This window comes from Georgenia sp. Marseille-Q6866, from assembly GCF_965111665.1.
The window spans coordinates 204,829-227,704 of record NZ_CBCOOR010000003.1; the positions used below are offsets into that span (position 1 = coordinate 204,829).

The 22,876-nt window shown below is 74.1% G+C and carries 17 protein-coding genes and 2 pseudogenes; 6 read left to right on the top strand and 13 right to left on the bottom strand.

Annotated elements, in window-relative coordinates:
• Nucleotides 1-9 precede the first annotated feature (9 nt).
• A pseudogene (locus ACWPXV_RS04270) lies at nucleotides 10-213 on the top strand (hypothetical protein); the annotation flags it as partial.
• A gap of 77 nt (nucleotides 214-290) precedes the next feature.
• On the opposite strand, the gene ACWPXV_RS04275 reads toward ACWPXV_RS04270, so the two are convergent.
• A complete protein-coding gene (locus ACWPXV_RS04275; RefSeq protein WP_454084115.1) occupies nucleotides 291-452 on the bottom strand; it encodes a hypothetical protein in 162 nt (53 codons plus the stop codon).
• A 2-nt stretch (nucleotides 453-454) separates the two neighbouring features.
• On the opposite strand from ACWPXV_RS04275, the pseudogene ACWPXV_RS04280 reads away from it, so the two are divergent.
• A pseudogene (locus ACWPXV_RS04280) lies at nucleotides 455-3,964 on the top strand (multifunctional oxoglutarate decarboxylase/oxoglutarate dehydrogenase thiamine pyrophosphate-binding subunit/dihydrolipoyllysine-residue succinyltransferase subunit); the annotation flags it as partial.
• Between the two features lie 79 nt (nucleotides 3,965-4,043).
• Nucleotides 4,044-4,640: a GDSL-type esterase/lipase family protein gene (locus ACWPXV_RS04285; protein WP_454084055.1), complete on the top strand. Its 597-nt coding sequence runs from the start codon at nucleotides 4,044-4,046 to the stop codon at nucleotides 4,638-4,640.
• Nucleotides 4,641-4,710: 70 nt separating this feature from the next.
• Here the strand turns inward: ACWPXV_RS04285 and ACWPXV_RS04290 are convergent, their stop codons facing one another.
• The 5 genes from ACWPXV_RS04290 to ACWPXV_RS04310 form a co-directional block, all read right to left on the bottom strand.
• Nucleotides 4,711-6,171, bottom strand: a complete 1,461-nt coding sequence (locus tag ACWPXV_RS04290) for a peptidoglycan DD-metalloendopeptidase family protein (protein WP_454084056.1) — start codon at nucleotides 6,169-6,171, stop codon at nucleotides 4,711-4,713.
• A gap of 1 nt (nucleotide 6,172) precedes the next feature.
• Nucleotides 6,173-7,087 (bottom strand): permease-like cell division protein FtsX, encoded by a 915-nt coding sequence (gene ftsX, locus ACWPXV_RS04295; RefSeq protein ID WP_454084057.1) that lies wholly within the window; start codon nucleotides 7,085-7,087, stop codon nucleotides 6,173-6,175.
• A 5-nt stretch (nucleotides 7,088-7,092) separates the two neighbouring features.
• Nucleotides 7,093-7,782, bottom strand: coding sequence for a cell division ATP-binding protein FtsE (gene ftsE, locus ACWPXV_RS04300; RefSeq protein ID WP_251838562.1), 690 nt, complete (start codon nucleotides 7,780-7,782; stop codon nucleotides 7,093-7,095).
• A gap of 142 nt (nucleotides 7,783-7,924) precedes the next feature.
• The gene (locus tag ACWPXV_RS04305; RefSeq protein ID WP_454084058.1) at nucleotides 7,925-8,560 is read right to left on the bottom strand and encodes a response regulator; all 636 of its coding nucleotides are present in this window, start codon (nucleotides 8,558-8,560) and stop codon (nucleotides 7,925-7,927) included.
• Entirely contained in the window at nucleotides 8,557-9,753 is a 1,197-nt protein-coding gene (locus tag ACWPXV_RS04310) for a sensor histidine kinase (protein ID WP_454084059.1), read from the bottom strand. Before ACWPXV_RS04310 ends, ACWPXV_RS04305 begins: the two co-directional genes overlap by 4 nt.
• Nucleotides 9,754-9,932: 179 nt before the next feature.
• Here ACWPXV_RS04310 and ACWPXV_RS04315 point away from each other — a divergent pair, with 179 nt between their 5' ends.
• Together ACWPXV_RS04315 and ACWPXV_RS04320 are read left to right on the top strand one after the other, a co-directional pair.
• Complete coding sequence (locus ACWPXV_RS04315) at nucleotides 9,933-11,000, top strand: ABC transporter permease (RefSeq protein WP_454084060.1); 1,068 nt, start codon at nucleotides 9,933-9,935, stop codon at nucleotides 10,998-11,000.
• The gene (locus tag ACWPXV_RS04320; protein ID WP_454084061.1) at nucleotides 10,997-11,689 is read left to right on the top strand and encodes an ABC transporter ATP-binding protein; all 693 of its coding nucleotides are present in this window, start codon (nucleotides 10,997-10,999) and stop codon (nucleotides 11,687-11,689) included. Before ACWPXV_RS04315 ends, ACWPXV_RS04320 begins: the two co-directional genes overlap by 4 nt.
• Nucleotides 11,690-11,708: 19 nt before the next feature.
• Here the strand turns inward: ACWPXV_RS04320 and prfB are convergent, their stop codons facing one another.
• Nucleotides 11,709-12,830, bottom strand: coding sequence for a peptide chain release factor 2 (prfB, locus tag ACWPXV_RS04325; RefSeq protein ID WP_454084062.1), 1,122 nt, complete (start codon nucleotides 12,828-12,830; stop codon nucleotides 11,709-11,711).
• Nucleotides 12,831-12,879: 49 nt separating this feature from the next.
• Nucleotides 12,880-13,479: a LysE/ArgO family amino acid transporter gene (locus ACWPXV_RS04330; protein WP_454084063.1), complete on the bottom strand. Its 600-nt coding sequence runs from the start codon at nucleotides 13,477-13,479 to the stop codon at nucleotides 12,880-12,882.
• 70 nt (nucleotides 13,480-13,549) lie between these two features.
• Between ACWPXV_RS04330 and ACWPXV_RS04335 the strand changes: the two genes are divergently transcribed.
• Nucleotides 13,550-14,428, top strand: a complete 879-nt coding sequence (locus ACWPXV_RS04335; protein ID WP_454084064.1) for a LysR family transcriptional regulator ArgP — start codon at nucleotides 13,550-13,552, stop codon at nucleotides 14,426-14,428.
• Nucleotides 14,429-14,441: 13 nt separating this feature from the next.
• Here ACWPXV_RS04335 and ACWPXV_RS04340 read toward each other — a convergent pair whose 3' ends face one another.
• From ACWPXV_RS04340 to ACWPXV_RS04360, 5 genes are all read right to left on the bottom strand, one after another.
• Nucleotides 14,442-14,576 (bottom strand): hypothetical protein, encoded by a 135-nt coding sequence (locus ACWPXV_RS04340; RefSeq protein WP_286010672.1) that lies wholly within the window; start codon nucleotides 14,574-14,576, stop codon nucleotides 14,442-14,444.
• Nucleotides 14,573-15,787: a multidrug effflux MFS transporter gene (locus ACWPXV_RS04345; RefSeq protein ID WP_454084065.1), complete on the bottom strand. Its 1,215-nt coding sequence runs from the start codon at nucleotides 15,785-15,787 to the stop codon at nucleotides 14,573-14,575. Before ACWPXV_RS04345 ends, ACWPXV_RS04340 begins: the two co-directional genes overlap by 4 nt.
• Nucleotides 15,788-15,855: 68 nt before the next feature.
• The gene (locus ACWPXV_RS04350; RefSeq protein WP_454084066.1) at nucleotides 15,856-16,278 is read right to left on the bottom strand and encodes an organic hydroperoxide resistance protein; all 423 of its coding nucleotides are present in this window, start codon (nucleotides 16,276-16,278) and stop codon (nucleotides 15,856-15,858) included.
• Between the two features lie 14 nt (nucleotides 16,279-16,292).
• The gene (locus ACWPXV_RS04355) at nucleotides 16,293-19,556 is read right to left on the bottom strand and encodes an ATP-dependent helicase (protein ID WP_454084067.1); all 3,264 of its coding nucleotides are present in this window, start codon (nucleotides 19,554-19,556) and stop codon (nucleotides 16,293-16,295) included.
• The gene (locus ACWPXV_RS04360) at nucleotides 19,553-22,795 is read right to left on the bottom strand and encodes an ATP-dependent helicase (protein ID WP_454084111.1); all 3,243 of its coding nucleotides are present in this window, start codon (nucleotides 22,793-22,795) and stop codon (nucleotides 19,553-19,555) included. Before ACWPXV_RS04360 ends, ACWPXV_RS04355 begins: the two co-directional genes overlap by 4 nt.
• Between the last annotated feature and the right edge of the window lie 81 nt (nucleotides 22,796-22,876).

Sequence of the window (22,876 nt, forward strand, 5' to 3'; positions counted from 1 at the left end):
ACGGCTGATATGGCCCGATCGCCGCTCCCGGCTCCGTCCGGCGCGTCCGCATCGCCTAGGCTTGGAGGGCACTTTCTCCTCCATCCACACACGTCTCGGAAGAGGGCGATCCCCGAAGTGTCCACTCAGGAGCACCCTGACCCCGCTGCCGCTGCGTTCGGCACGAATGAATGGCTCATCGAGGAGCTGTTCGAGCAGTACAAGAAGGACCCCGAGCTCGTCGACCCGGCGTGGTGGGACTTCTTCAAGGACTACCAGCCCGGCAACGGCGCCGCCGAGGGCCGGGCCGCTCAGCAGCCCTCGACCCAGCCCTCCGCACCGCAGCAGCCCGCCTCCGCCGGCACGAGCGACCGCGAGGACGCGCCCGCCGCCGACCCGAGCCCGGCACCGGAGGCCCGCTCGACGAGCAGCGCCGCCGAGGCCCGGCCCTCGTCCGTGCCCGGCTCGGACACGACGGCCGGCAACCCGGCGCCCGCCCCGCAGGCCCGCAAGGTCGCCGAGACCGTGGCCCAGGAGCCCGCCCCGAGGCGTCCGCCCAGCCCGCCGTCGCCGGCTACACCTCCACCCCGCCTCCCGGCAGCGCGTCGAGGCCCCCACCGACGGCACGGTGAAGCTGCGAGGCCCCGCCGCGCGCGTCGTCAAGAACATGGAGGCGAGCCTCGAGGTGCCGACCGCGACGAGCGTGCGCGCCGTCCCGGCCAAGCTCCTCGTCGACAACCGCATCGTCATCAACAACCACCTCGCCCGCGGGCGGGGCGGCAAGATCTCCTTCACCCACCTCATCGGCTACGCCGTCGTCGAGGCCCTGGGCAAGCTGCCGGAGATGAACGCCTCCTACGCGGAGATCGACGGCAAGCCGGCGATGAACCAGCCGGCGAACGTCAACTTCGGCCTCGCCATCGACCTGCCCAAGCCCGACGGCACGCGCCAGCTCCTCGTCCCGTCGGTCAAGGCCGCGGACGCGATGGACTTCGGCCAGTTCCGGATCGCCTACGAGGACCTCGTCCGCAAGGCGCGGAACAACAAGCTCACCGTCGACGACTTCGCCGGCACGACGATCACGCTCACCAACCCCGGCACGATCGGCACCGTCCACTCGATGCCGCGGCTCATGGTCGGGCAGGGCACGATCGTCGGCGTCGGGGCGCTGGACTACCCGGCCGAGTACAAGGGCGCCTCCGAGGAGACCCTCGCCCGCGCCGGCGTCTCCAAGATCCTCACGCTGACCTCCACCTACGACCACCGGATCATCCAGGGCGCGGCGTCCGGGGAGTTCCTCCGCATCCTCGAGGAGAAGCTGCTCGGCCAGGACGGGTTCTACGACCGCGTCTTCGCCTCCCTGCGCGTGCCCTACGAGCCGGTCCGCTGGCAGCGCGACGTCCACGTCGACCCGGAGACCGAGATGGGCAAGCCCGCCCGGATCGCCGAGGTCATCCACTCCTACCGCTCGCGCGGCCACCTCATGGCCGACACCGACCCGCTGACCTACCGTCAGCGTCGTCACCCCGACCTCGACATCACCAACCACGGGCTGTCGCTGTGGGACCTGGACCGCACCTTCCCCACGGGTAGCTTCGCGGGCACCAGCCGGCTGCCGTTCCGCGACATCCTCGGCATCCTGCGCGACACGTACTGCCGCACCATCGGCATCGAGTACATGCACCTGCAGGACCCGGTCGAGCGGCGCTGGATGCAGGCACGGCTCGAGACGCCGTACCAGAAGCCCTCCCCCGAGGAGCAGCTGCAGATCCTGCGCAAGCTCGGGCAGGCGGAGGCCTTCGAGACCTTCCTCCAGACGAAGTACGTCGGGCAGAAGCGCTTCAGCCTCGAGGGCGGTGAGTCGCTCATCCCGATGCTCGACACCATCCTCACCGGCGCCGCGCGCGACGGCCTGGACGAGGTCGCCATCGGCATGGCCCACCGCGGCCGCCTCAACGTGCTGGCGAACATCGCGGGCAAGTCCTACGCCCAGGTCTTCTCCGAGTTCGAGGGCAACCAGGACCCGCGGACCATCCAGGGCTCCGGGGACGTCAAGTACCACCTCGGCACGGTCGGTGAGTTCACCGCGCACACCGGGGAGCAGACGCGGGTGTACCTCGCGGCCAACCCCTCCCACCTCGAGGCCGTCAACGGCGTCCTCGAGGGGGTGACGCGCGCCAAGCAGGACCGCATCGACCTCGGCCAGCAGGGCTTCTCCGTGCTGCCGATTCTCATCCACGGCGACGCGGCCTTTGCCGGCCAGGGCGTGGTGACCGAGACCCTCCAGCTCTCGCAGCTGCGCGGCTACCGCACCGGCGGCACCGTGCACATCCTGGTGAACAATCAGATCGGCTTCACCACCGGTCCGGCGAGCTCCCGCTCCACCCACTACCCCACCGACGTCGCCAAGGGTCTGCAGATCCCGATCTTCCACGTCAACGGGGACGACCCCGAGGCCGTGGCCCGGGTCGCGGAGCTGGCCTACGCCTACCGGCAGGAGTTCCGCAAGGACGTCATCATCGACCTCGTGTGCTACCGCCGCCGCGGGCACAACGAGGGCGACGACCCCTCGATGACCCAGCCGGTCATGTACTCCCTCATCGAGAACAAGCGCAGCACCCGCAAGCTCTTCACCGAGGCGCTCGTCGGCCGCGGGGACATCACCCCGGAGCAGGCGGAGCAGGCGCTGCACGAGTACCAGTCCGAGCTCGAGAAGGCCTTCACCGAGACCCGCGAGGTGGGCTGGCGACCGCCCGTCCGCGAGGACGAGCAGGTCGCCGGGCTCGAGCTGCCCGAGTCGCAACAGGTCGACGCCGGCACGATGGTCGGCTGGCAGACCGCCGTGCCCGAGCCCGTCCTCGGCCGTATCGGCACGGCGCACGTGCGCCCGCCGGAGGGCTTCTCGGTCCACCCCAAGCTCGCCAAGCTCCTCGAGCGGCGCGAGGTCATGTCCCGCGAGGGGGAGATCGACTGGGGCTTCGGGGAGATCCTCGCCTTCGGCTCCCTCCTCATGGAGGGCACGCCGGTGCGCCTCGCCGGGCAGGACTCCCGCCGCGGCACCTTCGTCCAGCGCCACGCGGTCTTCCACGACGCCAAGAGCGGGTCCGAGTGGACCCCGCTCATGTACCTCACCGGGGACCAGGCGAAGTTCTGGGTGTACGACTCCTCGCTGTCGGAGTACGCCGCGATGGCCTTCGAGTACGGCTACTCGGTGGAGCGGCCCGACGCGCTCGTCCTGTGGGAGGCCCAGTTCGGTGACTTCGTCAACGGCGCCCAGATCGTCGTCGACGAGTTCATCTCCTCCTCCGAGCAGAAGTGGGGCCAGCGGTCCTCCCTCGTCCTCCTCCTGCCCCACGGCTACGAGGGCCAGGGCCCGGACCACTCCTCCGGCCGCATCGAGCGCTTCCTCCAGCTGTGCGCGGAGGAGAACATGATCGTGGCGCAGCCGAGCACGCCGGCCAACCACTTCCACATGCTGCGCCGCCAGGCCTACAACCGGCCGCGGGTGCCCCTCATCGCCTTCACCCCGAAGCAGCTGCTGCGCCTGCGCGCGGCGGCGTCCCCGCTGGAGGACTTCACCAGCGGGACCTTCCGGACGGTGATCGGCGACCAGGGCGGCGTCCAGGGCGACGTCAGCCGCGTGCTCCTGTGCTCCGGCCGGGTCTACTACGACCTCGCCGCGCACCGGGAGAAGACGGGCGCGACGTCCACGGCGATCATCCGGCTCGAGCAGCTCTACCCGCTCGACCAGGACGCCGTGCGTGCCGAGCTCGACCGCTACCCGGGCGCCGAGGTCGTGTGGGTGCAGGACGAGCCGGCCAACCAGGGCGCGTGGACCTTCCTGTCCGACCACCTCTCCAGCGAGGCCCTCGGCGGGCGCGAGCTGCGCCTCGTGTCCCGCCCGGCGGCCGCCTCGCCGGCCACGGGTGCGGGCCGTGTCCACAAGGAGCAGCAGGCCACCCTCCTCGAGTCGGCCTTCGGCTGACCGGAGCGGCGCGACGCGGGCCGGCCCCCTCGGGGCCGGCCCGCGGTAGGTTCAGGGCACTGTCGAGAAGGGAGCCAGGGTGAGCGAGAGGGACGTGCGGATCTGCGTCGTCGGCGACGAGCTGTCCGCGGGGATGGGCGACGCCCGCGGGCTCGGCTGGGTGGGGCGCGTCGTCGCCCGCACGGACAGCGAGGACCCGCTCTTCGTCACCTCCCTGGCGGTGCCGGACGAGACGTCCACCGCCCTGTCGGGACGCTGGGAGAGCGAGTGCCAGCGGCGCTTCGCCCCGGGCAGCGACAACCGGCTCGTCGTCGCCCTCGGCTCGGCTGACCTCACCGCGGGCCTGTCCCTGGCGCGCAGCCGCCTCAACCTCGCCAACATCCTCGACAGTGCCCGCTCCCAGCAGGTCGAGATCTTCGTCGTCGGGCCCCCGCCCCGTCCCGGGGTGGACGCCGACGCGCTGGGCGCGCTCTCGGACGCCTACGCGGACGTCTCCACCCGCCGTCAGGTCCGCTACGTCGAGACCTTCGCGCCGCTGCGCACCCACGACCAGTGGCTGGCCGACGTCGCCGCCGGCGACGGCGTGCACCCGGGCCAGGCCGGCTACGGCCTCCTCGCGTGGCTCGTGCTCCACAACGGCTGGCACGACTGGCTGGGCCTCCCCCACCCGAGCTGACCACCCCTCCTTGCGCCGAGAGCCGGATTCCTCCGCGGAGGAATCCGGCTCTCGGCGTATGTAGAGGGTGCTAGTTGCTGCGGATCCAGCCGGGGAGGTTCATCGGGTCGATCGTCGAGCCGTTCTTCCACACCTCGAAGTGGACGTGGCAGCCGGTGACGTTGCCGGTCATGCCGGTGTAGCCGACGACGTCGCCCTTGTCGACCCACTGGCCGGCGCGCACGTTGAAGCGGCTGAGGTGGTTCGTCACGGTGACGTAGCCGCTGCCGTTCATCGTCCCGTGGTCGATGATGACCTGGTTGCCGTGCGAGGCGTTGCCAGGCGCGGGGATGGTCGCCTTGACCGTGCCGCTCGCCGCGGCGACCTGCGGGTTGCCGCACGCGGAGCGGACGTCGACGCCGGCGTGGAACCACTCGTAGCCCGCGAGCGGGTGCATGCGCATGCCGTATGGGGAGGTGACGTACAGCGGGTTGGGCACCGGCGGGATCATCGAGCCGGAGCTGCTGCCACCCCCGCTGTTGGAGGAACCACCGCCGCCGCCCGAGGACGAGCCGCCGCCGCTGGAGCCACCGCTGGACCCGCCGCTGCTCTGCGCGGCAGCCGCGCGGCGCTCCCGCTCCCGGCGCTCCTGCTCGCGCCGTTCGGCCTCCCGCTGCTCGACGGTGCCCGCCCGGTCCGCCTCGATGCCGGCGATGATGCCCGCGAGGCGGTCGTCGTCGGCCTCCTTCTGGGCGAGGTCCTCGTTGAGCCGGCCCTGCAGCGCCTCGAGCTCGGCGGCCAGGGCGGTCTGCTGCTCCTGGATCTCGACGATCTCCCGGCGGTGCGCGTCGGCGGCGGCCCGTGCCTCGTCGGCGGCGGCCACGGCCTCCTCGGCCTGCGCGTGGAGCTCGTCGATGCGGTCGCGCACGGCCTGCTGGCGCAGCTCGCGGTTGCGGTTGACGGCGGTGATGGTCTCGAGGTCGGTGATGACCTTCGTCTGGGTGCGCACCGCGGTGTCGACGATCGCCGTCTGGCGGATGAACTCCTCGCTGGACTCCGCGTTGAGGACCACCGACAGCCCGCTGAGGGAGGCCCCGCCGCGGTAGGTGCTGCGGGCGAGCTCACCGATGGACGAGCGGGTCGACTCGATCTGCGCGTCTCCCTCGGCGAGCTGCTCGCCGAGGTCCCCGAGCTCGCTCTCCGCGAGGGTGAGGCGGTCGGCCACCGCCTGCTCCTCGCGCTCGGCGGCCGCGAGCGCGTCCTGCGCCTCGGCCAGCGCGGCCTCGGCCAGCGGGAGGCGCGCGTTGGCGTCCTCGAGGGCGAGGTAGGCGGTGGCGAGGTCGGCGTTGGTGCCCTCCAGCCGGGACTCCAGCGCCTCCCGCTCGCGGGCGAGCTCCTCGCGCTCCTCCCGCTGCTGGCGCAGCTGGCGGTCGTACTCGCGGATCTCGTCGTCGTAGTCGGCGACGGCGGAGGTGCCGCCGGCGAGGAGCACGACGGCGAGCGCCGCGGACAGCAGCACGCGGAGACGGCGGGGACTACGGGAGCTCGTCATGTCAGACCCTCGTGTAGCGGCTCAGGGACACCAGCGAGCTGATGCCGGCGAGCAGGATGGCGGCGGCGACCAGGAGTGGCGCGATGAGCAGGACGTCGCCGGTGTCGACGAACTGCACCCACTGGAACTCCGTGGCCAGCCACCCCTCGACGAGGTAGCGCGCGGCGAGCCAGAGCCCGCCGACGGCGAGTGCCGCACCGGCAAGCGCGGCGAGCGCGCCCTCGAGCATGAAGGGCAGCTGGATGAACAGGTTGGACGCGCCCACGAGCCGCATGATCGACGTCTCGCGCCGTCGGCTCATCGCCGACAGCCGGATCGTCGTCGTGATGAGGAGGACCGCGGTGACGATCATGACGCCGGCGAGGGCGACGGCGAGGAGCGTGGCGCGGTCGAGGATGAGGAAGAGCGGCTCGAGGAGCGCGCGCTGGTCGACGACGTCCTCGACGCCGGGCCGGCCGGTGAGCTCGTCGGCGACCACCTGGTACTGCTCGGGGTCGACGAGCTTGATCCGGAAGGAGACCTGCATCTGCTCGGGGGTGAGGGACTGGGTCCACACCGTGTCGGGCATCTGCTCCTGGAAGGCCGCGTAGGCCTCCTCCTTGGTCTCGAAGAAGACCTCGTCGACGTAGGGGGCGAGCGCCTCGGAGGCGAGAAGCTCCTCGATGTCGGCGAGCTGGTCCTCGCTCACCTCACCGGTGGCGCAGGTGGGCACCGCGGAGTCCTGCGGGCACATGAAGACGGAGACCTCGACGCGGTCGTACCAGTCGTCCTTCATGTTGCCGATCTGCATCTGCAGCAGCGCGGCGGCGCCGACGAAGACGAGGGAGATGAAGGTGACGAGGACGACGGAGATCGTCATCGACACGTTGCGCCGCAGCCCGGAGGCGAGCTGGGAGAGGACGAAGCGAAGTCTCATGGTCCCTACCTCGCCGCACCGTAGACGCCGCGCGACTGGTCGCGCACCGTCCGGCCGTCCTCGAGCTCGATGACGCGCTTGCGCATCTGGTCGACGATCTCGTCGTCGTGGGTGGCCATGACCACCGTGGTGCCGATCCGGTTGATCCGGTCGAGCAGCCGCATGATCCCGATCGACGTCGTCGGGTCGAGGTTGCCGGTGGGCTCGTCGGCCAGCAGGATCGCGGGCCGGTTGACGAAGGCACGGGCGATGGCCACGCGCTGCTGCTCACCACCGGACAGCTCGTGCGGCATGCGCTTCTCCTTGCCCTCCAGGCCCACGGTCTCCAGGACCTCGGGGACCGTGGTGAGCACGTGGTGGCGGGGCTTGCCGATGACCTGCAGGGCGATGGCGACGTTGTCGAACACGGTCTTGTTCGGCAGCAGCCGGAAGTCCTGGAAGACCATGCCGATCTGGCGGCGCAGCTGGGGCACGCGCCACTGGGACACCGTGGACAGGTCCCGGCCCAGGGCGAAGACCTGCCCGGACGTGGCGCGCTCCTCGCGCAGGACGAGCCGCAGGAAGGTCGACTTCCCGGAGCCGGACTGGCCGACGAGGAAGACGAACTCGCCGCGCTCGATCTCCAGGGTCACCTGGTCCAGCGCGGGTCGCGCGCCCCTGGCGTACACCTTGGAGACGTTCTCGAATCGAATCATGCTCTGGAGCCAGTCTCGGAAGTGGGGGAAGGCGGAACTCTGGCCTTCTCGAGAGTAGGCACGCGTCTCCCCCGCTCCCCGGCCGACACGCCGACGGCGGCGGCGCGGGCCCACGCCGTGCGACCGGGTCCACCGGTCGGTGCTACCGGCGGATGTACCCCTGCTCGGTGGCGGCCGCGACGGCGGCGGTCCGGGAGCCGACGTCCAGCTTGGCGTAGATGTGCGCCAGGTGTGACTTCACGGTCGCCGGGCTGAGGTAGAGCTCGGAGCCGACCTGCTGGTTGCTCAGGCCGCGCGCGACCAGCTGGAGGATCTCGACCTCCCGCGGACTGAGCGACTCACCCCGGCCGCGCACCCGGTCCATCAGCCGAGCGGCGATGGCAGGTGCCAGTGCGGACCTGCCGCCGGCCGCGGCCCGGACCGCGGCCGTCAGCTCCTCCGGCGGGGCGTCCTTGAGGAGGTAGCCGGTCGCGCCGGCCTCCACCGCCGCGAGGATGTCGACGTCCGTCTCGTAGGTGGTGAGGACCAGCACGCGCGGACCCCCGGCACGGGCGGTGATCGCGGCTGTGGCCTCCGAGCCGTGCATGCCCGCGCCGAACTGGAGGTCCATGAGGACGACGTCGACGGCGGTCGTCTCGCTCAGCTCGACGGCCTCCTCCGCGGTGGCGGCCTCCGCGACGACGACGAGGTCCGGTTCGGTCTCGAGCACCGCCCGCAGCCCCGCGCGGACCACCGGGTGGTCGTCGGCGAGCAGCAGCCGGATGCGCGGCGCACTCACGGCTCCACGCCCTCACCGCCGAGCGGCAGGCGGACGGCGACCACGGTTCCCCGCCCGGGCGCCGACTCCACCGTCAATGTGCCGTGGAGCGCGTCCGCCCGGGCGCGCATCGTGGTCAGGCCGAAGCCGCCGTCCGCGGCAGGGTGGACGTCCTGCGCGTCGAAGCCCACGCCGTCGTCGGCAACCTCCAGGCGAACCTCGTGGCCGACGACGCCGAGCGTGACGCGCGCGCGGGTCGCGGCGGCGTGCTGGACGACGTTCGCCAGGGCCGACTGAGCGACCCGCAGCAGGGCGACCTCATGGCTCGTCGGCAGCTCGTCCGGTGCCGCGGCGGCGACCACGGCGGTGGCCACGCCGGCGTCGGTCGTGGCGGCGGCGAGCCGCTCAAGCGCGGCCGGCAGCGCTCCGGCGTCGAGTCCCGGCGGCGTCTCGTCACGCACGAAGCGACGTGCCTCGGCGAGGTTGTCCACGGCCGCCTCCCGGGCCCGGACGACGTGGCCGGCCGCGACGTCCGGCCGGTCGGGCAGCGCCCGTTCCGCGGCGCGCAGGAACAGCTGGATGCTCGACAGTCCCTGGGCGAGCGTGTCGTGGATCTCCCGGGCGAGGCGCTCGCGCTCGGTGAGCATCCCGGCGGCGCGCTCGGCGGCGGCCAGCTCGGCCCGGGTCTCGGTGAGCTCGACGATGAGCCGGCGCCGCGCGTCGCTCTCCCGGTACAGCGCCTGGTAGCCGAGTACGGTCGCCACGGCCACCGCCGCCCCCAGGACCGGGCCCACGACCATCGGCGCGGTGAGCGTGTGCTGGTGCCAGCCGAAGCCGGCGACGGCCGCGGCTGTCGTCGCCACGACGGCCAGCAGGCCGAGCCGCAAGGGCAGCAGGTGCAGCTGGAGGAAGAAGAGCGGGAAGGCGAGCCACACGGCGTCGGCGGAGAAGGCGAGCAGGACCAGCCAGCACACCGCGACGGCGGCAAGCCACAGCGCGGCCGCCCGCGGCGAGCGACGCACCCGTGGCACCAGCGAGCCGGCGCCGTAGACGGCGGCCATGACGCTGGCCGACGCGACCACGGCGCCGGCGCTCGGCACCCCGGACTGCCCGGTGACGGCACGCAGCACCGCGAGCCCGAGCATGGCGAGCACCAGCAGGTGCAGGCACAGCCGCAGCACCCGCAGCACGGGGGTCAGCGCGTCGGGGTTCACAGGACACCCAGCGTAGGCGCGGCACCGCCCGGCGGCATCGGCCGAAAGGTGTAGCGGCGCATGGATCGGCCGGCCACCGGAACGCAGCCCATCGCCCGATGCCCGGCAGGGCCCCTCGCCCGGAGGCTGGGAGCAGCGCCGGGGAACCACCCGGCACCGAGACGTGAGGAGGCCCGATCGTGTTCCTGGCCTGGAGAGACCTGCGATTCGCCAAGGGGAGGTTCGTGCTCATGGGGGCGGTGGTCGTCCTCATCACCGTGCTCGTCGGGCTGGTCTCCGGACTGACCGCCGGGCTGGCGCGGCAGAGCACCTCGGCGATCATCGACCTGCCCGCCGACCACCTGGCCTTCGCCGCCCCGGCCGACGGCGAGGGCATCGCCTTCACCGCCTCCAGCGTCGAGGAGCCCACCTGGCAGGCCTGGGCGGCGCAGCCCGGCGTCAGCCGGGCCGAGCCGCTCGCCGTCACGACCACCCGAGCGCAGGCCGGGGACGCCACCGCCAGTGTCTCGAGCTTCGGCGTGCTGCCGGGCTCCGGCCTGGCGCCCGCCGAGGTCGCGGCCGGCACCGTCGTCCTGTCGTCCACGGCCGCCGAGGACCTGGGCGCTGGCGAGGGGGACACGATCACCCTCACCGGCACCGCTCTCACGGTGGCTGCCGTGGCGGGGGACGACTCCTTCAGCCACACCCCCGTCGTGTGGGCGGCACTCGACGACGTCCAGCAGCCCGGCCACGACGGCGCGCCGGTGGCCACCGTGGTCGCGCTGACGACCACCGACACGGCCGGCCTCGCCGCCGCCGACGCCGAGCTCGGCACCGAGACGGTCAGCCGCGCCGACTCGCTCAGCGCGATCGGCTCCTACACCTCGGAGAACGGCTCGCTGCACCTCATGCGGGGCTTCCTCTTCGCCATCTCCGCGCTGGTGATCGGGGCGTTCTTCACGGTGTGGACCATCCAGCGCTCCGGGGACGTGGCGGTGCTCAAGGCGCTCGGTGCCTCGACCGGCTACCTGCTGCGTGACGCCCTCGGCCAGGCCGCAGTCCTGCTTGCCCTGGGCACCGGCCTGGGCACGGCGATCGTCGCCGGGATCGGCCTGGCGATCGGCGGCGCCGTGCCCTTCGTCCTCAGCGCGTCGACGACGCTGCTGCCCGCCCTCGTCCTCATCGCCCTCGGTGTCCTGGGCGCCGGCCTCGCCGTGCGCCGGATCACCTCCGTCGACCCCCTGACCGCACTTGGGAGCGCCCGATGACCCTCGACCTGTCCCACATCACCCTCACCTACCCCGACGGCTCGTCGCGGCTGACCGCCCTCGACGACGTCACCGTGAGCGTCCCGGCCGGCACCGTGACCGCGCTCGTCGGCCCCTCGGGCTCCGGCAAGTCGAGCCTGCTGGCTGTCGCCGCCACGCTCATCATCCCCGACTCCGGGCGCGTCGTCGTCGCTGGCAGCGACACCACGGGCCTGAGCCGCAAGGAGCTGACCGCCCTGCGCCGGACCAGCATCGGCACGATCTTCCAGCAGCCGAACCTGCTGCCGTCGCTGACGGCGGTCGAGCAGCTGCAGGTGGTCGCCCACCTCGCCGGGACGCCCGCCGCCTCGGCACGTGCCCGCGGACTGGAGCTGCTCGACGCCGTCGGGCTGGCCGACCGCGCCGACCACCGCCCGCACCAGCTGTCCGGCGGTCAGCGGCAGCGCGTGAACATCGCCCGGGCCCTGATGAACGAGCCCACGGTGCTGCTGGTCGACGAGCCGACGAGCGCCCTGGACCACGAGCGCGGCGCGGCCGTGCTGGGCCTCCTCACCACCCTCACCCGGGAACGGCGGACCGCGACGGTGGTCGTCACCCACGACAGGTCCCAGCTGGGCGGCGTGGACGCCGTCGTGGAGATCCACGACGGCGCGGTCACCGCACGCAGCGAGCTGGCCACGACGGGCTGAGCTCGCGAGCGCGGTGAGCTCAGGCGGCGTCGCCCTCGTGCTGCTTGCGCCAGCGGATGCCGGCCTCGATGAAGTCGTCGATCTCGCCGTCGAACACGGCCGAGGGGTTGCCCTGCTCGTGCTCGGTGCGCAGGTCCTTGACCATCTGGTAGGGCTGCAGGACGTAGGAGCGCATCTGGTCGCCCCAGCTCGCCTTGACGTCGCCGGCGAGCGCCTTCTTCGCGGCGCTCTCCTCCTGCTGGCGCACGAGGAGCAGACGCGACTGCAGGACGCGCAGCGCGGCGGCGCGGTTCTGGATCTGGGACTTCTCGTTCTGCATCGAGACGACGATCCCGGTGGGGATGTGGGTCATGCGCACCGCGGAGTCGGTCGTGTTGACCGACTGGCCGCCCGGGCCGGAGGAGCGGAAGACGTCGACCTTGATCTCCGACTCGGGGATCTCGACGTGGTCGGTCTGCTCGATGAGCGGGATGACCTCGACGGCGGCGAAGGAGGTCTGGCGCCGGCCCTGGTTGTCGAAGGGGGAGATCCGCACGAGGCGGTGCGTGCCGGCCTCGACGGAGAGGTGGCCGAAGGCGTAGGGCGCCTTGACCTCGAAGGTCACGCTCTTGAGCCCGGCCTCCTCGGCGTAGGACGTGTCGAGCACCTTGGTCGGGTAGCCGTGCCGCTCCGCCCAGCGCAGGTACATGCGCATGAGCATCTCGGCGAAGTCGGCGGCGTCGACGCCACCGGCACCCGCACGGATCGTCACGACGGCCTCGCGCTGGTCGTACTCGCCGGACAGGAGCGTGCGCACCTCGAGGTCCTCGAGGTCCTTGCGGATGGCGGTGAGCTCGGCCTCGGCGTCGTGGAGGAAGGCGTCGGCGTCCGCGCCGTCCTCCTCCTCCCCGAGCTCGACGAGCGCCTCGAGGTCCTCGATGCGCTGGCCCATCCGCTCGACCCGGCTGAGCTCGGCCTGCGCGTGGGAGAGCTGGCTGGTCACCGCCTGGGCGGCCTCCTGGTCGTCCCACAGGTCGGGGGCGCCGGCCTTCTCGGAGAGCTCGGCGATCTGCGCGCGCAGGGCGACCGGGTCCGTCACCGCGCTGATCGCGCGGAAGGTGGAGCGCAGGTGCTGGATCTCGTTCGGGAAGTCGATGGCCACGGTCACCCAGGCTACGCGATGGCGCGCGCCGGGGAGGCACCGCTCCCGCTCAGCCGACGACGAGCCCCACGGCGAGGGCGATCATGACGACGCCGATGACGGCGTCGAGCACCCGCCAGGTTCCCGGGCGGCGCAGCGCGGGCGCAGCGGCGTGGGCCCCGAGGCCGAGGGCGGTGAACCAGGTGACGCTGCCGGCGACGGCCCCGGCCGCGAACCACCACCGCCCCACCTCGCCGTGCTGGTTCCCGATCGAGCCGAGCAGGAGAACGGTGTCGAGGTACACGTGCGGGTTGAGGTAGGTGAGGGCGAGGGCGGTGAGGGCCACCTGACGGCGGGTGGCCGGGCCTGCCTCGCGCGCCTCGAGCGCCTGCGGGCGGCGGGCGTCGAGCAGCGAGCGCAGCCCGTAGGCGGCGAGGTAGGCCGCGCCGGCCCACCGCAGCACCGTGAGGAGCACCGGGTTGCCGGCGACGACCGAGCCCACGCCGCTGACCCCGACCGTGATGAGCAGCGCGTCGGACAGCGCGCAGATGGCGACGACGAGGCCGACGTGGCTGCGGGTCAGGCCTTGGCGCAGGACGAAGGCGTTCTGCGCGCCGATGGCGACGATGAGGGACAGACCCGTGAGGAGTCCGGCGAGAAGGGGCGTCACGAGGACGAGGCTAGGAGCCGTCAGTCCTGAAGCCAAACAACAGTTTCTTGCCCTGCATTAGCATTGCTTCATGCACCTGCGCCCGGAGCAGCTCGCGGCCCTCGTCGCCATCGTCGACGAGGGCAGCTTCGATGCCGCCGCCCACCACCTGTCCGTCACGCCGTCCGCGGTCAGCCAGCGCATCCGCGCGCTCGAGAGCCAGGTCGGGCAGGTGCTCCTCCTGCGCACGACGCCGAGCCGCGTCACCGAGGCCGGCGCCGCCGTCCTCCGCACGGCCCGGCAGCAGCAGCTTCTGGAACGCGAGCTGCGTGCCGAGCTGTCCGCCACCGGTGGTGCGGGGACGGCGCCCCTCCCCGTGGCGGTCAACGCCGACTCCCTCGCCACCTGGTTCGTGCGGGTCCTCGCCGAGTGCGCCTCGTGGCCCGACGTCAGCCTGCGGCTCCACGTCGAGGACCAGGGCCACTCCGCCACCCTCCTCCGGACCGGGGCCGTCCTGGGTGCGGTGACGTCGGAGCCCGTCGCGGTGCAGGGCTGTTCGGTCGAGCCCCTCGGCACGATGCGCTACGTCCCCGTGGCCGCCCCGGAGCTGGCCGCGCGGTGGACACGCGGTCGCGCCGTCGAGTGGGCGGGCATGCCCGTCGTGCGGTTCAACGCCAAGGACGACCTCCAGCAGCGGGTGCTCGCGGCCCGTGGCGTCACGGCATCACCACCGACGCACGTCGTCCCGTCCTCGGAGGGCTTCCTCGCGGCCGTCCGTGCCGGGCTCGGCTGGGGTGTCGTGCCGGAGGAGCAGCTGGGGGACGACGTCGAGCGCGGACGCCTGGTCCGCCTCCCCGGGCGCGACCGGGTCGACGTCCCGCTGTACTGGCAGCGCTGGCGCCTGCGCTCGGAGCGGATCGACCGGGTCACCGCCGCGGTTCGCTCGGCGGCCGCGACCCTCCACCCCTGAGCAGGTCCGCCGCTCAGAAGGTGTAGGCGATGACGACCATCGCGATGAGGACGACCGCGATGACGGCCGTCGTCACCCGCCACCACAGGGGCTGGACGGGCCGGTGCCGGTCGCCGTCGTCACGGAGCTCCGGGGGCAGGTCGCTCATCGCCGTTCCTTCCGTCGGTAGGCGGGGGTGCCGATGACCAGCACGATGAAGGCCAGCACCATGACCCCGATGATCACCGTAGCCATCGCGACAGCGTCCTCGCCGAGGACGCCGACGAGCGGGCTCACGACGCCGGCGAGACCGGCCTGGGCGGCACCGATGAGCGCGGCCGCGGAGCCTGCCCGCTCGCCGTGGCGGCTGAGCGCGAGGGCGCTCGCGTTGGGCGGCACCACGGAGTTGACGGCGAGGAGCAGCCAGAGCGGGACGACGATCCCCACGAGCCCCGCGATGTCGCGGAAGGCGATGACGTAGAGGGCGACGGCGAGTGCGAGCGCGATCGGCACCGCCACCCGCATGATGTGGAGCGGGTCGAAGCGCTGGACGATGGCGGCGTTGACCTGCGCGCCCAGGACGAGGCCGATGCCGTTGAGGGCGAAGAGGAGCGCGAACTGGGTCTCCCCGAGCCCGTACTGCTCCTGGAAGACGAAGGGCGAGCCGGCGACGTAGCTCATGAGGGCGCCCAGGCCGAGGCCCGGGAGGATCGCGAGCGCGACGAACTGCCGGTCGCGCAGCAGCACCCGGTAGCCGCGCAGGGCCCCGCCGACCCCCTCGCTGCGGCGCCGCTCCGGGGGCAGGGACTCGGGCAGGAAGCGCCACATGAAGAACATAAGTGCCACGCCCAGCGCGGCGAGCACGCCGAAGACGGCGCGCCAGCCGGCGATGTCGGCGACGAGGCTGCCGGCCGTCGGGGCGAGCAGCGGCGCGATGCCGATGACGAGCATGAGCCGGGAGAGGATCGCCGAGGCGGTGGCCCCGCTGTAGCGGTCGCGGATGACCGCCATCGCCGTCGTCGTCGCGGCAGCGTTCCCGATGCCCTGGATGACGCGCAGGACGAGCAGCGGGACGATGCCGGCCGCGAAGATGCACAGCACCGAGGCGATGACGTGGAGCAGGACGCCGATCATCACCGGGCGGCGCCGGCCGTAGCGGTCGGACAGCGGGCCGGCGAGGAGCTGGCCGAACGCACCGCCGATGAGGACGCCGGTGATGGTGCCCTGGACGAGGGCAGGCGTCGTGTCGAGCTCGGTCGCCACCACGGGCAGCGACGGGAGGTACATGTCGGTGGTGACCGCGGGCAGCGCGGCCATGACGCCGACGAGGAGGATGAACTTCGCACTGGGCCGCGGGGACCGCGGGGCGAGGTTGGTCACCGGACAATCGTGCACCACCGCCGGGGCTCGCCCGAGCCGAGGTCCGCCCCGGCGGTGTGAGTCGTGACTCAGTCGTCCGAGACGGTGACGGTGACCTCGATGTTGCCCCGGGTGGCGTGGGAGTAGGGACAGACCTCGTGGGCCTTGTCGGCGAGCTGCTGGGCCTGCTCGTGCGGGACGTCCGGGAGCACGACCTCGAGGGTGACGGCGAGGCCGAAGCCGCCGCCCTCGCGCTTGCCGACGTCGACGCGCCCGCCGACGGTCGAGCCCTGGACGTCGACCCCGATCTGGCGGGCGACGCCCTGCAGGGCGGAGTGGAAGCAGGCGGCGAAGCCCGCGGCGAAGAGGAGCTCGGGGTTGGCGCCGTTCCCGGACCCGCCCATCTCCTTGGGGACGGCCATGTCGAGGTCGAGCCGGCCGTCGGGGGTGCTCACGTGGCCGTCGCGGCCGGCGCCGGTGGACAGTGCTTCAGCGGTGTAGAGGGCTTCCATCGCCCCACCATCGGTCAGCTGCGGCCGGCGCGCACGCCGGTGGACCGGTCGCCCGTCAGCTGGGCCAGGGCCGCGCCGAGGCGGCGATCGATCTCCTCCTCCGTCAGCCGACCGGCCTCCAGGGTGCGGTCGGCGCCGACGTAGTAGAACGCCGCGCCGATCTCCTCCAGCGGCCGGCCGGTCCGCCGCGACCAGGCGAGGCGGTAGAGGGCGAGCTGGAGCTCTCGGGCCGCGAGGGTGTGGGCGTCCCGGGGCGGCGCACCGGTCTTCCAGTCGACGACCTGCAGGCCCTGCTCGTCGTCGAAGACGGCGTCGATCCGGCAGCGGACCACCGTGCCCGCCACCGCCGTCTCGAGGTCGACCTCCACCGCGACGGGGCGGCGGGTGGCCCACGCCGAGGTGGTGAAGGTGCGCTTGAGCGCCTCGAGGTCTGGTGCGGCGCCCGCCCGCGGCTCCTCCGGCTCCTCGGTGCCGAAGAGGGCGTCGGCCCCCTCGACGTCGAGCAGGCTGGGCGCCCCGTAGTACTCCTCGACCCAGGCGTGGAAGAGGTTGCCGACGCTGGCATGCTCACTCGGCGCGCTCGGCATGGGCCGGCGGCGCTCGAGGGCGAAGGCGTGCGGGTCCTGCGCGAGCCCGACGACCCCGGAGGCGGACAGGTGCGTGCCGAGGGAGACCTCGAGCCCGGCGGCGCGGGACTCCTCGCGCTCACGGAGGAGGAGCTCGGCGTCGCGCGCCCAGCGGGCGACGTCACCCGAGCGTTCGGCCGGGAGCCCGGTGGCGGTGCGGACGGCGACGGCGGCCGCCTCGAGCCGCTCGCGCCGCTCGCCGAGCGGGTCGAGGGGCCACGTGGCGGCCACCACGCGCTCGAGGCTCGGGTTGACGGCGTCCTCGGCCGGCTCACCGGCCCAGCCGAGCGGTGCCTCCTCGAGGAGCCCGGCGTCCCGCGGCTCGGTGAGGAAGCGCGAGGGCGGCAGCGGCGTCTTGCCGGTGCGGAACCACGAGCCGGTGAGGAGCAGAGTGTGCCGGGCCCGGGTGACGGCGACGTACGCGAGGCGCCGCTCCTCCCCGACGGCGTGCCGGCCGCCGTCGCGCCGGAGCTGGGCGAGGGCGTCGCGGACGTCGGCGTGGGTGGGCGCCGGGGGGATGTCGAGGGCGGGCAGGCTCTCGGCGTCCCCGCGCAGCGGGTAGGGCAGCGCGGTGCGGTCGGTGAGCCAGCCGGCGGAGCTCACCGCGCCGTCGGCCGACGGGCGCCCCTTGTAGCTGGGGAACTGGGACTCGACCATCCCCGGCACGGCGACGACGTCCCACTCCAGGCCCTTGGCGGCGTGGACGGTGAGCACCTGGACGGCCCCGGGCTCGGGCTCCGCGTCGACCGGCTCGAGGCCGCGCTCGCGCTCCTCGGCGGCGTCGAGCCAGCCGAGGAAGGTGCCCAGGCCCCCTCCCCCGGTGTCCGCGGCGAAGGAGGCGGCGACGTCGACGAAGGCGTCGAGGTTGCCGCGTGCGTGCGCGGGCACGCGGCCGGCGCGCGCGGCGACCTCGATGTCCAGGCCCATGAGCGTGATCGTGTGTGCGACGACCTCGGGCAGGGAGAGGTAGCTGAGCGAGCGGACCTGGCGCAGGAGGGCCCCCAGGCGGTGGACCCGCCGCAGCCCGTCGGTGGTCATCACGGCGCCCGACGGCGCCCGCCACCCCGGGGCGGGGGGCTCGTCGACGGCCTCGACGACGCTCGCCTCCCCCTTGGCGCCGGTGGCCGCGGCGAGGGAGCGCGCCCAGGCGCCGAGGACGTGGAGGTCGGCGGCGCCGAGCCCGGCGCCGGTGAGCAGCCGCATGGCGGAGTCGCCGCGCGAGGCGTCGTGGGCGGCCTCGAGGGCGGCACGGACGTCGACGACCTCCGGCGCGGCGAGCAGCCCGCCGAGGCCGAGGACCTCGACCGGGACGCCGCGGGCGCGCAGCGCCTCGACGACACCGGTGAACTGGGAGCGGGTGCGGCACAGGACCGCGGCCGTCTGCTCCGGGGCCCAGCGCTCGACGAAGAAGTCGGCGATGCCGGCGACCTCGTCCTCCACCGACTCGGCGTAGCCGGCGAGCACCCGGCCCTCCCCCGCCCCCGGGCGGGCGACGAGCTCGGGCACCTCCACCGGGGCCGGGCCGGAGTCGTCCGGCAGCCGCAGCGGCCCGGACACCCGGTTGGCGACGGCGAGGATGCGGGCGTCGTTGCGCCACGAGGTGCGCAGGTAGCGGGTGGGGGTGTGCTCCTGTCCCGCGCGGCCCAGGCTGGGGAACTGGGCGGGGAAGTCCGCGAGCGCCGCGGCGGCGGCCCCTCGCCAGCCGTAGATCGCCTGGTTCGGGTCACCGACGGCGGTGACCGCGTGACCGCCGCCGAAGACCGAGGACAGCAGCCGCAGCTGGGCCACCGAGGTGTCCTGGTACTCGTCGAGCAGGACGAGGGGGTACTGCTCGCGCAGCGCCTGCCCGACGGCGGGCACGGTCTCGGCGATGCGCGCCGCCATGGCCACCTGGTCGGCGAAGTCCATGACGCCGTGCTCCCGCTTGGCCCGGGCGTAGGCGTCGACGAGGTCGAGGACCGCCAGCCGCTCCCGCAGGGAACCGACGGTCCTGCGGGTGTCGGCGTAGGGCTCCTTCGTGCGGCCCGAGGGCGTGGCGTCGGTGAGCGAGCCGGTGAGCTGCTCGAGCTGCTCGCGGGCGTCGTCGGTGGACAGGAGGTGCTCGGCGAGCGCCCCGGACAGGGAGAGCACCGCCTCGGTGACGGAGCCGGGCGTGGCGTCGACGTCGAGGGCGTCGTGCCAGCCCTGGACGACGCCGTCGGCGAGCTGCCAGGCGCCGGCCTCGGTGACGAGCCGGGCGTCGGGGTCCATGCCGATCCGCAGCGCGTGCTCCTTGGCGATGTCTGCGGCGAAGGAGTTGTAGGTGGCGATGGTGGGGCGGTCGACGTCCATGCGGGCGTCCTCGACGGCGAGCAGACCCGCGCGCCGCAGCTGGCGCAGGCGCAGCCGGACGCGGTCGGAGAGCTCGGCGGCGGCCTTGCGGGTGAAGGTGAGGCCGAGGACCTCGTCCGCGCGCACCTGTCCGTTCGCGACGAGGTAGACGACGCGCGCGGACATCGTCTCGGTCTTGCCCGACCCTGCGCCGGCGACGACGAGCTGCGGCGCGAGCGGGGCCTCGATGACGGCCTGCTGCTCCTCGGTGGGCACGTGCTGGCCGAGCGCGCGGGCGATGTCCGCGGGGCTGTGCCGGACGGGGGTGAGGATCTCGGTCACTGGGTCACCTGTCGTCCCTCGCTCTGGATGGGGCAGCTGCGCCGCACCGGGCAGTGGCTGCAGCCGGGGTTGACGCGCGCCTCGAAGGACGCACCGGCCATGGTGTCGGCGACCCGGGCGACGAGCGTGTGCGCCCAGGCCGGGTCCTCGGCCTCCCGCGGCGGGACCTGGCGCCGCTCGGTGGCACCGGCCTTGCCCGTGCCGAGGTAGACGAGCCGCGCCCCGGCCGACTCCCCTGCGCCGGGGAGCCCACCGGCCTCGACGGCGACCTGGTAGGTGGCCAGCTGCGCGTTCGTGCGGGCCTCATCCTCGCTCACCGGGTTCTTGGAGGTCTTGAGGTCGACGACGCGGACGACCTCGCCGTCGCCGTCGCCGGCCGGGCCGAGGCGCTCGACGCGGTCGATGCGCCCGACCAGCCGGGCCCGCCCGACGTCCGCGGTGAAGGCGGTCTCGACGTCGACCTCCCCCGGGACGCCGGCCACGTAGTGCGCCAGGCGCTCGACCATGAGCTCGGCCTCCGCCCGCGAGCGCCGCCCGACCCAGCCCTCGCCCAGGCCGAGGGAGGACCAGCGGGCCTCGAGTGCCTCGCGCAGCTCCTCGAGGGTGCCGTGCGGGTGCTCGGCGGCGATGTCGTGGACGAGGTTGCCCAGCGACTGGTCCAGGGAGTCCTCCCGCCGGCCGCCCGCGGTCTGCAGGGCCCAGCGCAGCGGGCAGCGGTCGGCGGTCTCCACGGTGGAGGGGGTGACGGGCACCTGCTGGTCGGGGCCGTGGAGCGGCGCGGTGCTGCTTGCCGTGGCCAGGCCGTGCCACTCCTCGGGGTCCGCGCCGGACACCTCCTGCGCGGCGAGGTGGGCGAGGAGCGCGGCCGCCGCCTCGTACCGGTCCGGCCGGGCAGCGCCGCGCGCCTGGGCGAGGAGCTCGGAGTCGAGGGCGGCGCGCAGCTCGGCGACGAGCCCGCGCAGGTCGAGAGCGGGCGGGACAGGGCCGGCGGCCTCCTCGGCGGAGTCGGCGCCGAGGAGCTCGAGGAAGGAGGAGGGGCGGTCGTCGAGGTCGAGGCCGGCGGTGGCGACGAGCCGGCGGGTGGCCCGCGAGACGGCGACGGCGAGCATGCGCAGCTCGTCGTCGAGGACGTCCCGGCGTGCCTGGCTGCGGGCCACGGGCGTGCCCGGCTCGCGCCGGCCGGAGGCGATGTCGGCGAGCTCGCCCGCCCCGAGCAGCGTGTCCCGCAGGCGCAGGTCGGGCCACACGTCCTCCTGGAGCCCGGCGAGGACGACGACCTCCCACTGCCCGCCCCCGGTGCCGGCCGGGGTGAGGATCGAGACCGTCTCGCGGCGCTGGCCCTGGGCGGCGAGGGTGTCGGCGGCGATGTCCTGGGCGAGCACCTCGGCGACGAAGCCGGCGGGCCCCGCCCCGGCGTGCCGCTCGTCGAACTGCTCGGCGGCGCGGAAGAGCGCCATGAGGGCGTCGAGGTCGGCGTCGGCGCGCTCCCCGGTGGCACCGCCGGCGAGCGCGCGCCGGCGCCACGGCTCGGCGAGCCCGGCGGCGTCCCACAGCGCCCACAGCACCTCGGTGGCACCGCCGCCGCGCTCGTGGGCCGCGCGCCCGGCCGCCAGCACCCGGCTCACGCGGACCGGGCCGGCGCGGTGGGGCCCGGGCAGGGTGGCGGCACGCACCGGCTCGGCGAGGACCTCGAGGAGGAGCTCGTCGGTGGCGGCCCGCACCGCGACCGGGGCGCTGCCCTCGGGCAGCTCCGCCGCGACCGCGCCGCGCAGCGCGCGCCGCAGGCCGCGCAGCGACACCGAGTCCATCCCGCCGAGCGGGGAGCACAGAAGCGCCACCGCGGCCTCCGCGTCCAGCGTGCCGGTGATCGCACGCAGCGCGGTGAGGAGCGGACGCACGGCGGGCTCCTCGCGCAGCGCCTGGCGCGCGCCCTCCTGCGCGACCGGGACCCCGGCCTCGCGCAGCTGGCGGCGCAGCCCGGCGACCTGGCCCGTGGAGCGCACGACGACGACCATCTGCGACCACGGCGTGCCGTGGTGCAGGTGCTCCTCGCGCAGCCGCCGGGCGACGTGCGCCGCCTGCTGGCTGGGGCTGCGCAGGACGGCGGTCTCGACGCCGCGGGGCGCCTCGTCCGGGCGGGGCTCGGGCTCGCGGACCTCGGCGTGCGGGGCGGCGCGGTGGCGCGCACCGCCGACGACGGAGATCTCGCTCGTCACCCGCCGCGTGACCTCCCGCAGCGCGGGCGTGCCGCGCCACACCGTGCCGAGGACCTCACGCTCGGCGTCGAAGCCGCCGATCGCCTCGCGCGTGACGGCCCGGCCCACAAGTGCCGGTGTCCCGCCGCGGAAGCCCTGGACACCGGCATCCGGGTCACCGAGCAGGACGAGCTCGGCGCCGTCGTCGGCCAACGCGTGGAGCAGACGCGCCGTGGCGAGCGTGGCGTCCTGGTAGTCGTCCACGACGACGGTGCCCCAGCGGGGCGGGGCGAGGTCGGGCAGGTCCTCGCGCCAGGTACGCAGGGCGTGCGTGGCGACGTCGACGACGGCGGCGACGTCGTAGCGGGCGCCGCGGTCGGCGGGGGTCTCCCCGAGCACGGTGACGTCGGTGTACTCACCGAGGACGACGGCGGCCGACTCCCACTCGGGCCGGCCCGCGCGGCGGCCCAGCTCCGCGAGCTCCTCCGGGCTCAGGCCCAGCTCGACGGCGCGGGTGAGGAGGTCGCGCAGCTGGTTGCGGAAGGCGGGCTGGGCGCGGGTCTCCGGCCCGATGCCGGCGGGCCAGCGCGGGTCGCGGCCCAGGCCGTCGGCGTGCCCGGCGAGCAGCTCGGCGAGGGCGGCGTCCTGCTGCGGCCCGGTGACGAGGGTGGGGGCCGGCTGGCGCAGCGCCGTGGCGCGTGCGTGGACGACGGCGTAGGCGAAGGAGGCGACTGAGCGGACCAGGCCGCGGGTGCTGCCGCCCTCCCCGAGGAGCCGGGTGCCGACGGCGTCGCGGACGCGGTCGGCGGCGCGCCGCGACGGGGCGAGGAAGAGGGCGGGGCTGCTCAGCGGGTGGCTGCCCAGCGCGGCGGAGGACCCGGCGCGGGCGAGGAAGGTCTCCACCGCCGTCGTCGTCTTCCCGCTGCCGGGGGCGCCGACGACGAGGAGGTGCCCGGCACCGGCCGGCCGCGTGACGACGCGCATCTGGTCGGCATCCAGGTCCACTGCGGCGCGCGCCGCCGGGACGCTGAGCCGGACCGCCATCTGTGTCACGCGTCGATGGAACCACGGGCCACCGACATCGGCGGTCACGCCGTCGGCGAACCCGGTCGGCCGGCCCGGTCC

Excerpts from the sequence above, each read along its gene's own strand:
- ACWPXV_RS04290 (WP_454084056.1), bottom strand. The coding sequence starts at position 6,171 with ATGACGAGCTCCCGTAGTCCCCGCCGTCTCCGCGTGCTGCTGTCCGCG.
- ftsX (WP_454084057.1), bottom strand. The coding sequence starts at position 7,087 with ATGAGACTTCGCTTCGTCCTCTCCCAGCTCGCCTCCGGGCTGCGGCGC.
- ftsE (WP_251838562.1), bottom strand. The coding sequence starts at position 7,782 with ATGATTCGATTCGAGAACGTCTCCAAGGTGTACGCCAGGGGCGCGCGA.
- ACWPXV_RS04320 (WP_454084061.1), top strand. The coding sequence starts at position 10,997 with ATGACCCTCGACCTGTCCCACATCACCCTCACCTACCCCGACGGCTCG.
- ACWPXV_RS04335 (WP_454084064.1), top strand. The coding sequence starts at position 13,550 with ATGCACCTGCGCCCGGAGCAGCTCGCGGCCCTCGTCGCCATCGTCGAC.
- ACWPXV_RS04340 (WP_286010672.1), bottom strand. The coding sequence starts at position 14,576 with ATGAGCGACCTGCCCCCGGAGCTCCGTGACGACGGCGACCGGCACCGG.
- ACWPXV_RS04350 (WP_454084066.1), bottom strand. The coding sequence starts at position 16,278 with ATGGAAGCCCTCTACACCGCTGAAGCACTGTCCACCGGCGCCGGCCGC.
- ACWPXV_RS04360 (WP_454084111.1), bottom strand. The coding sequence starts at position 22,795 with ATGGCGGTCCGGCTCAGCGTCCCGGCGGCGCGCGCCGCAGTGGACCTG.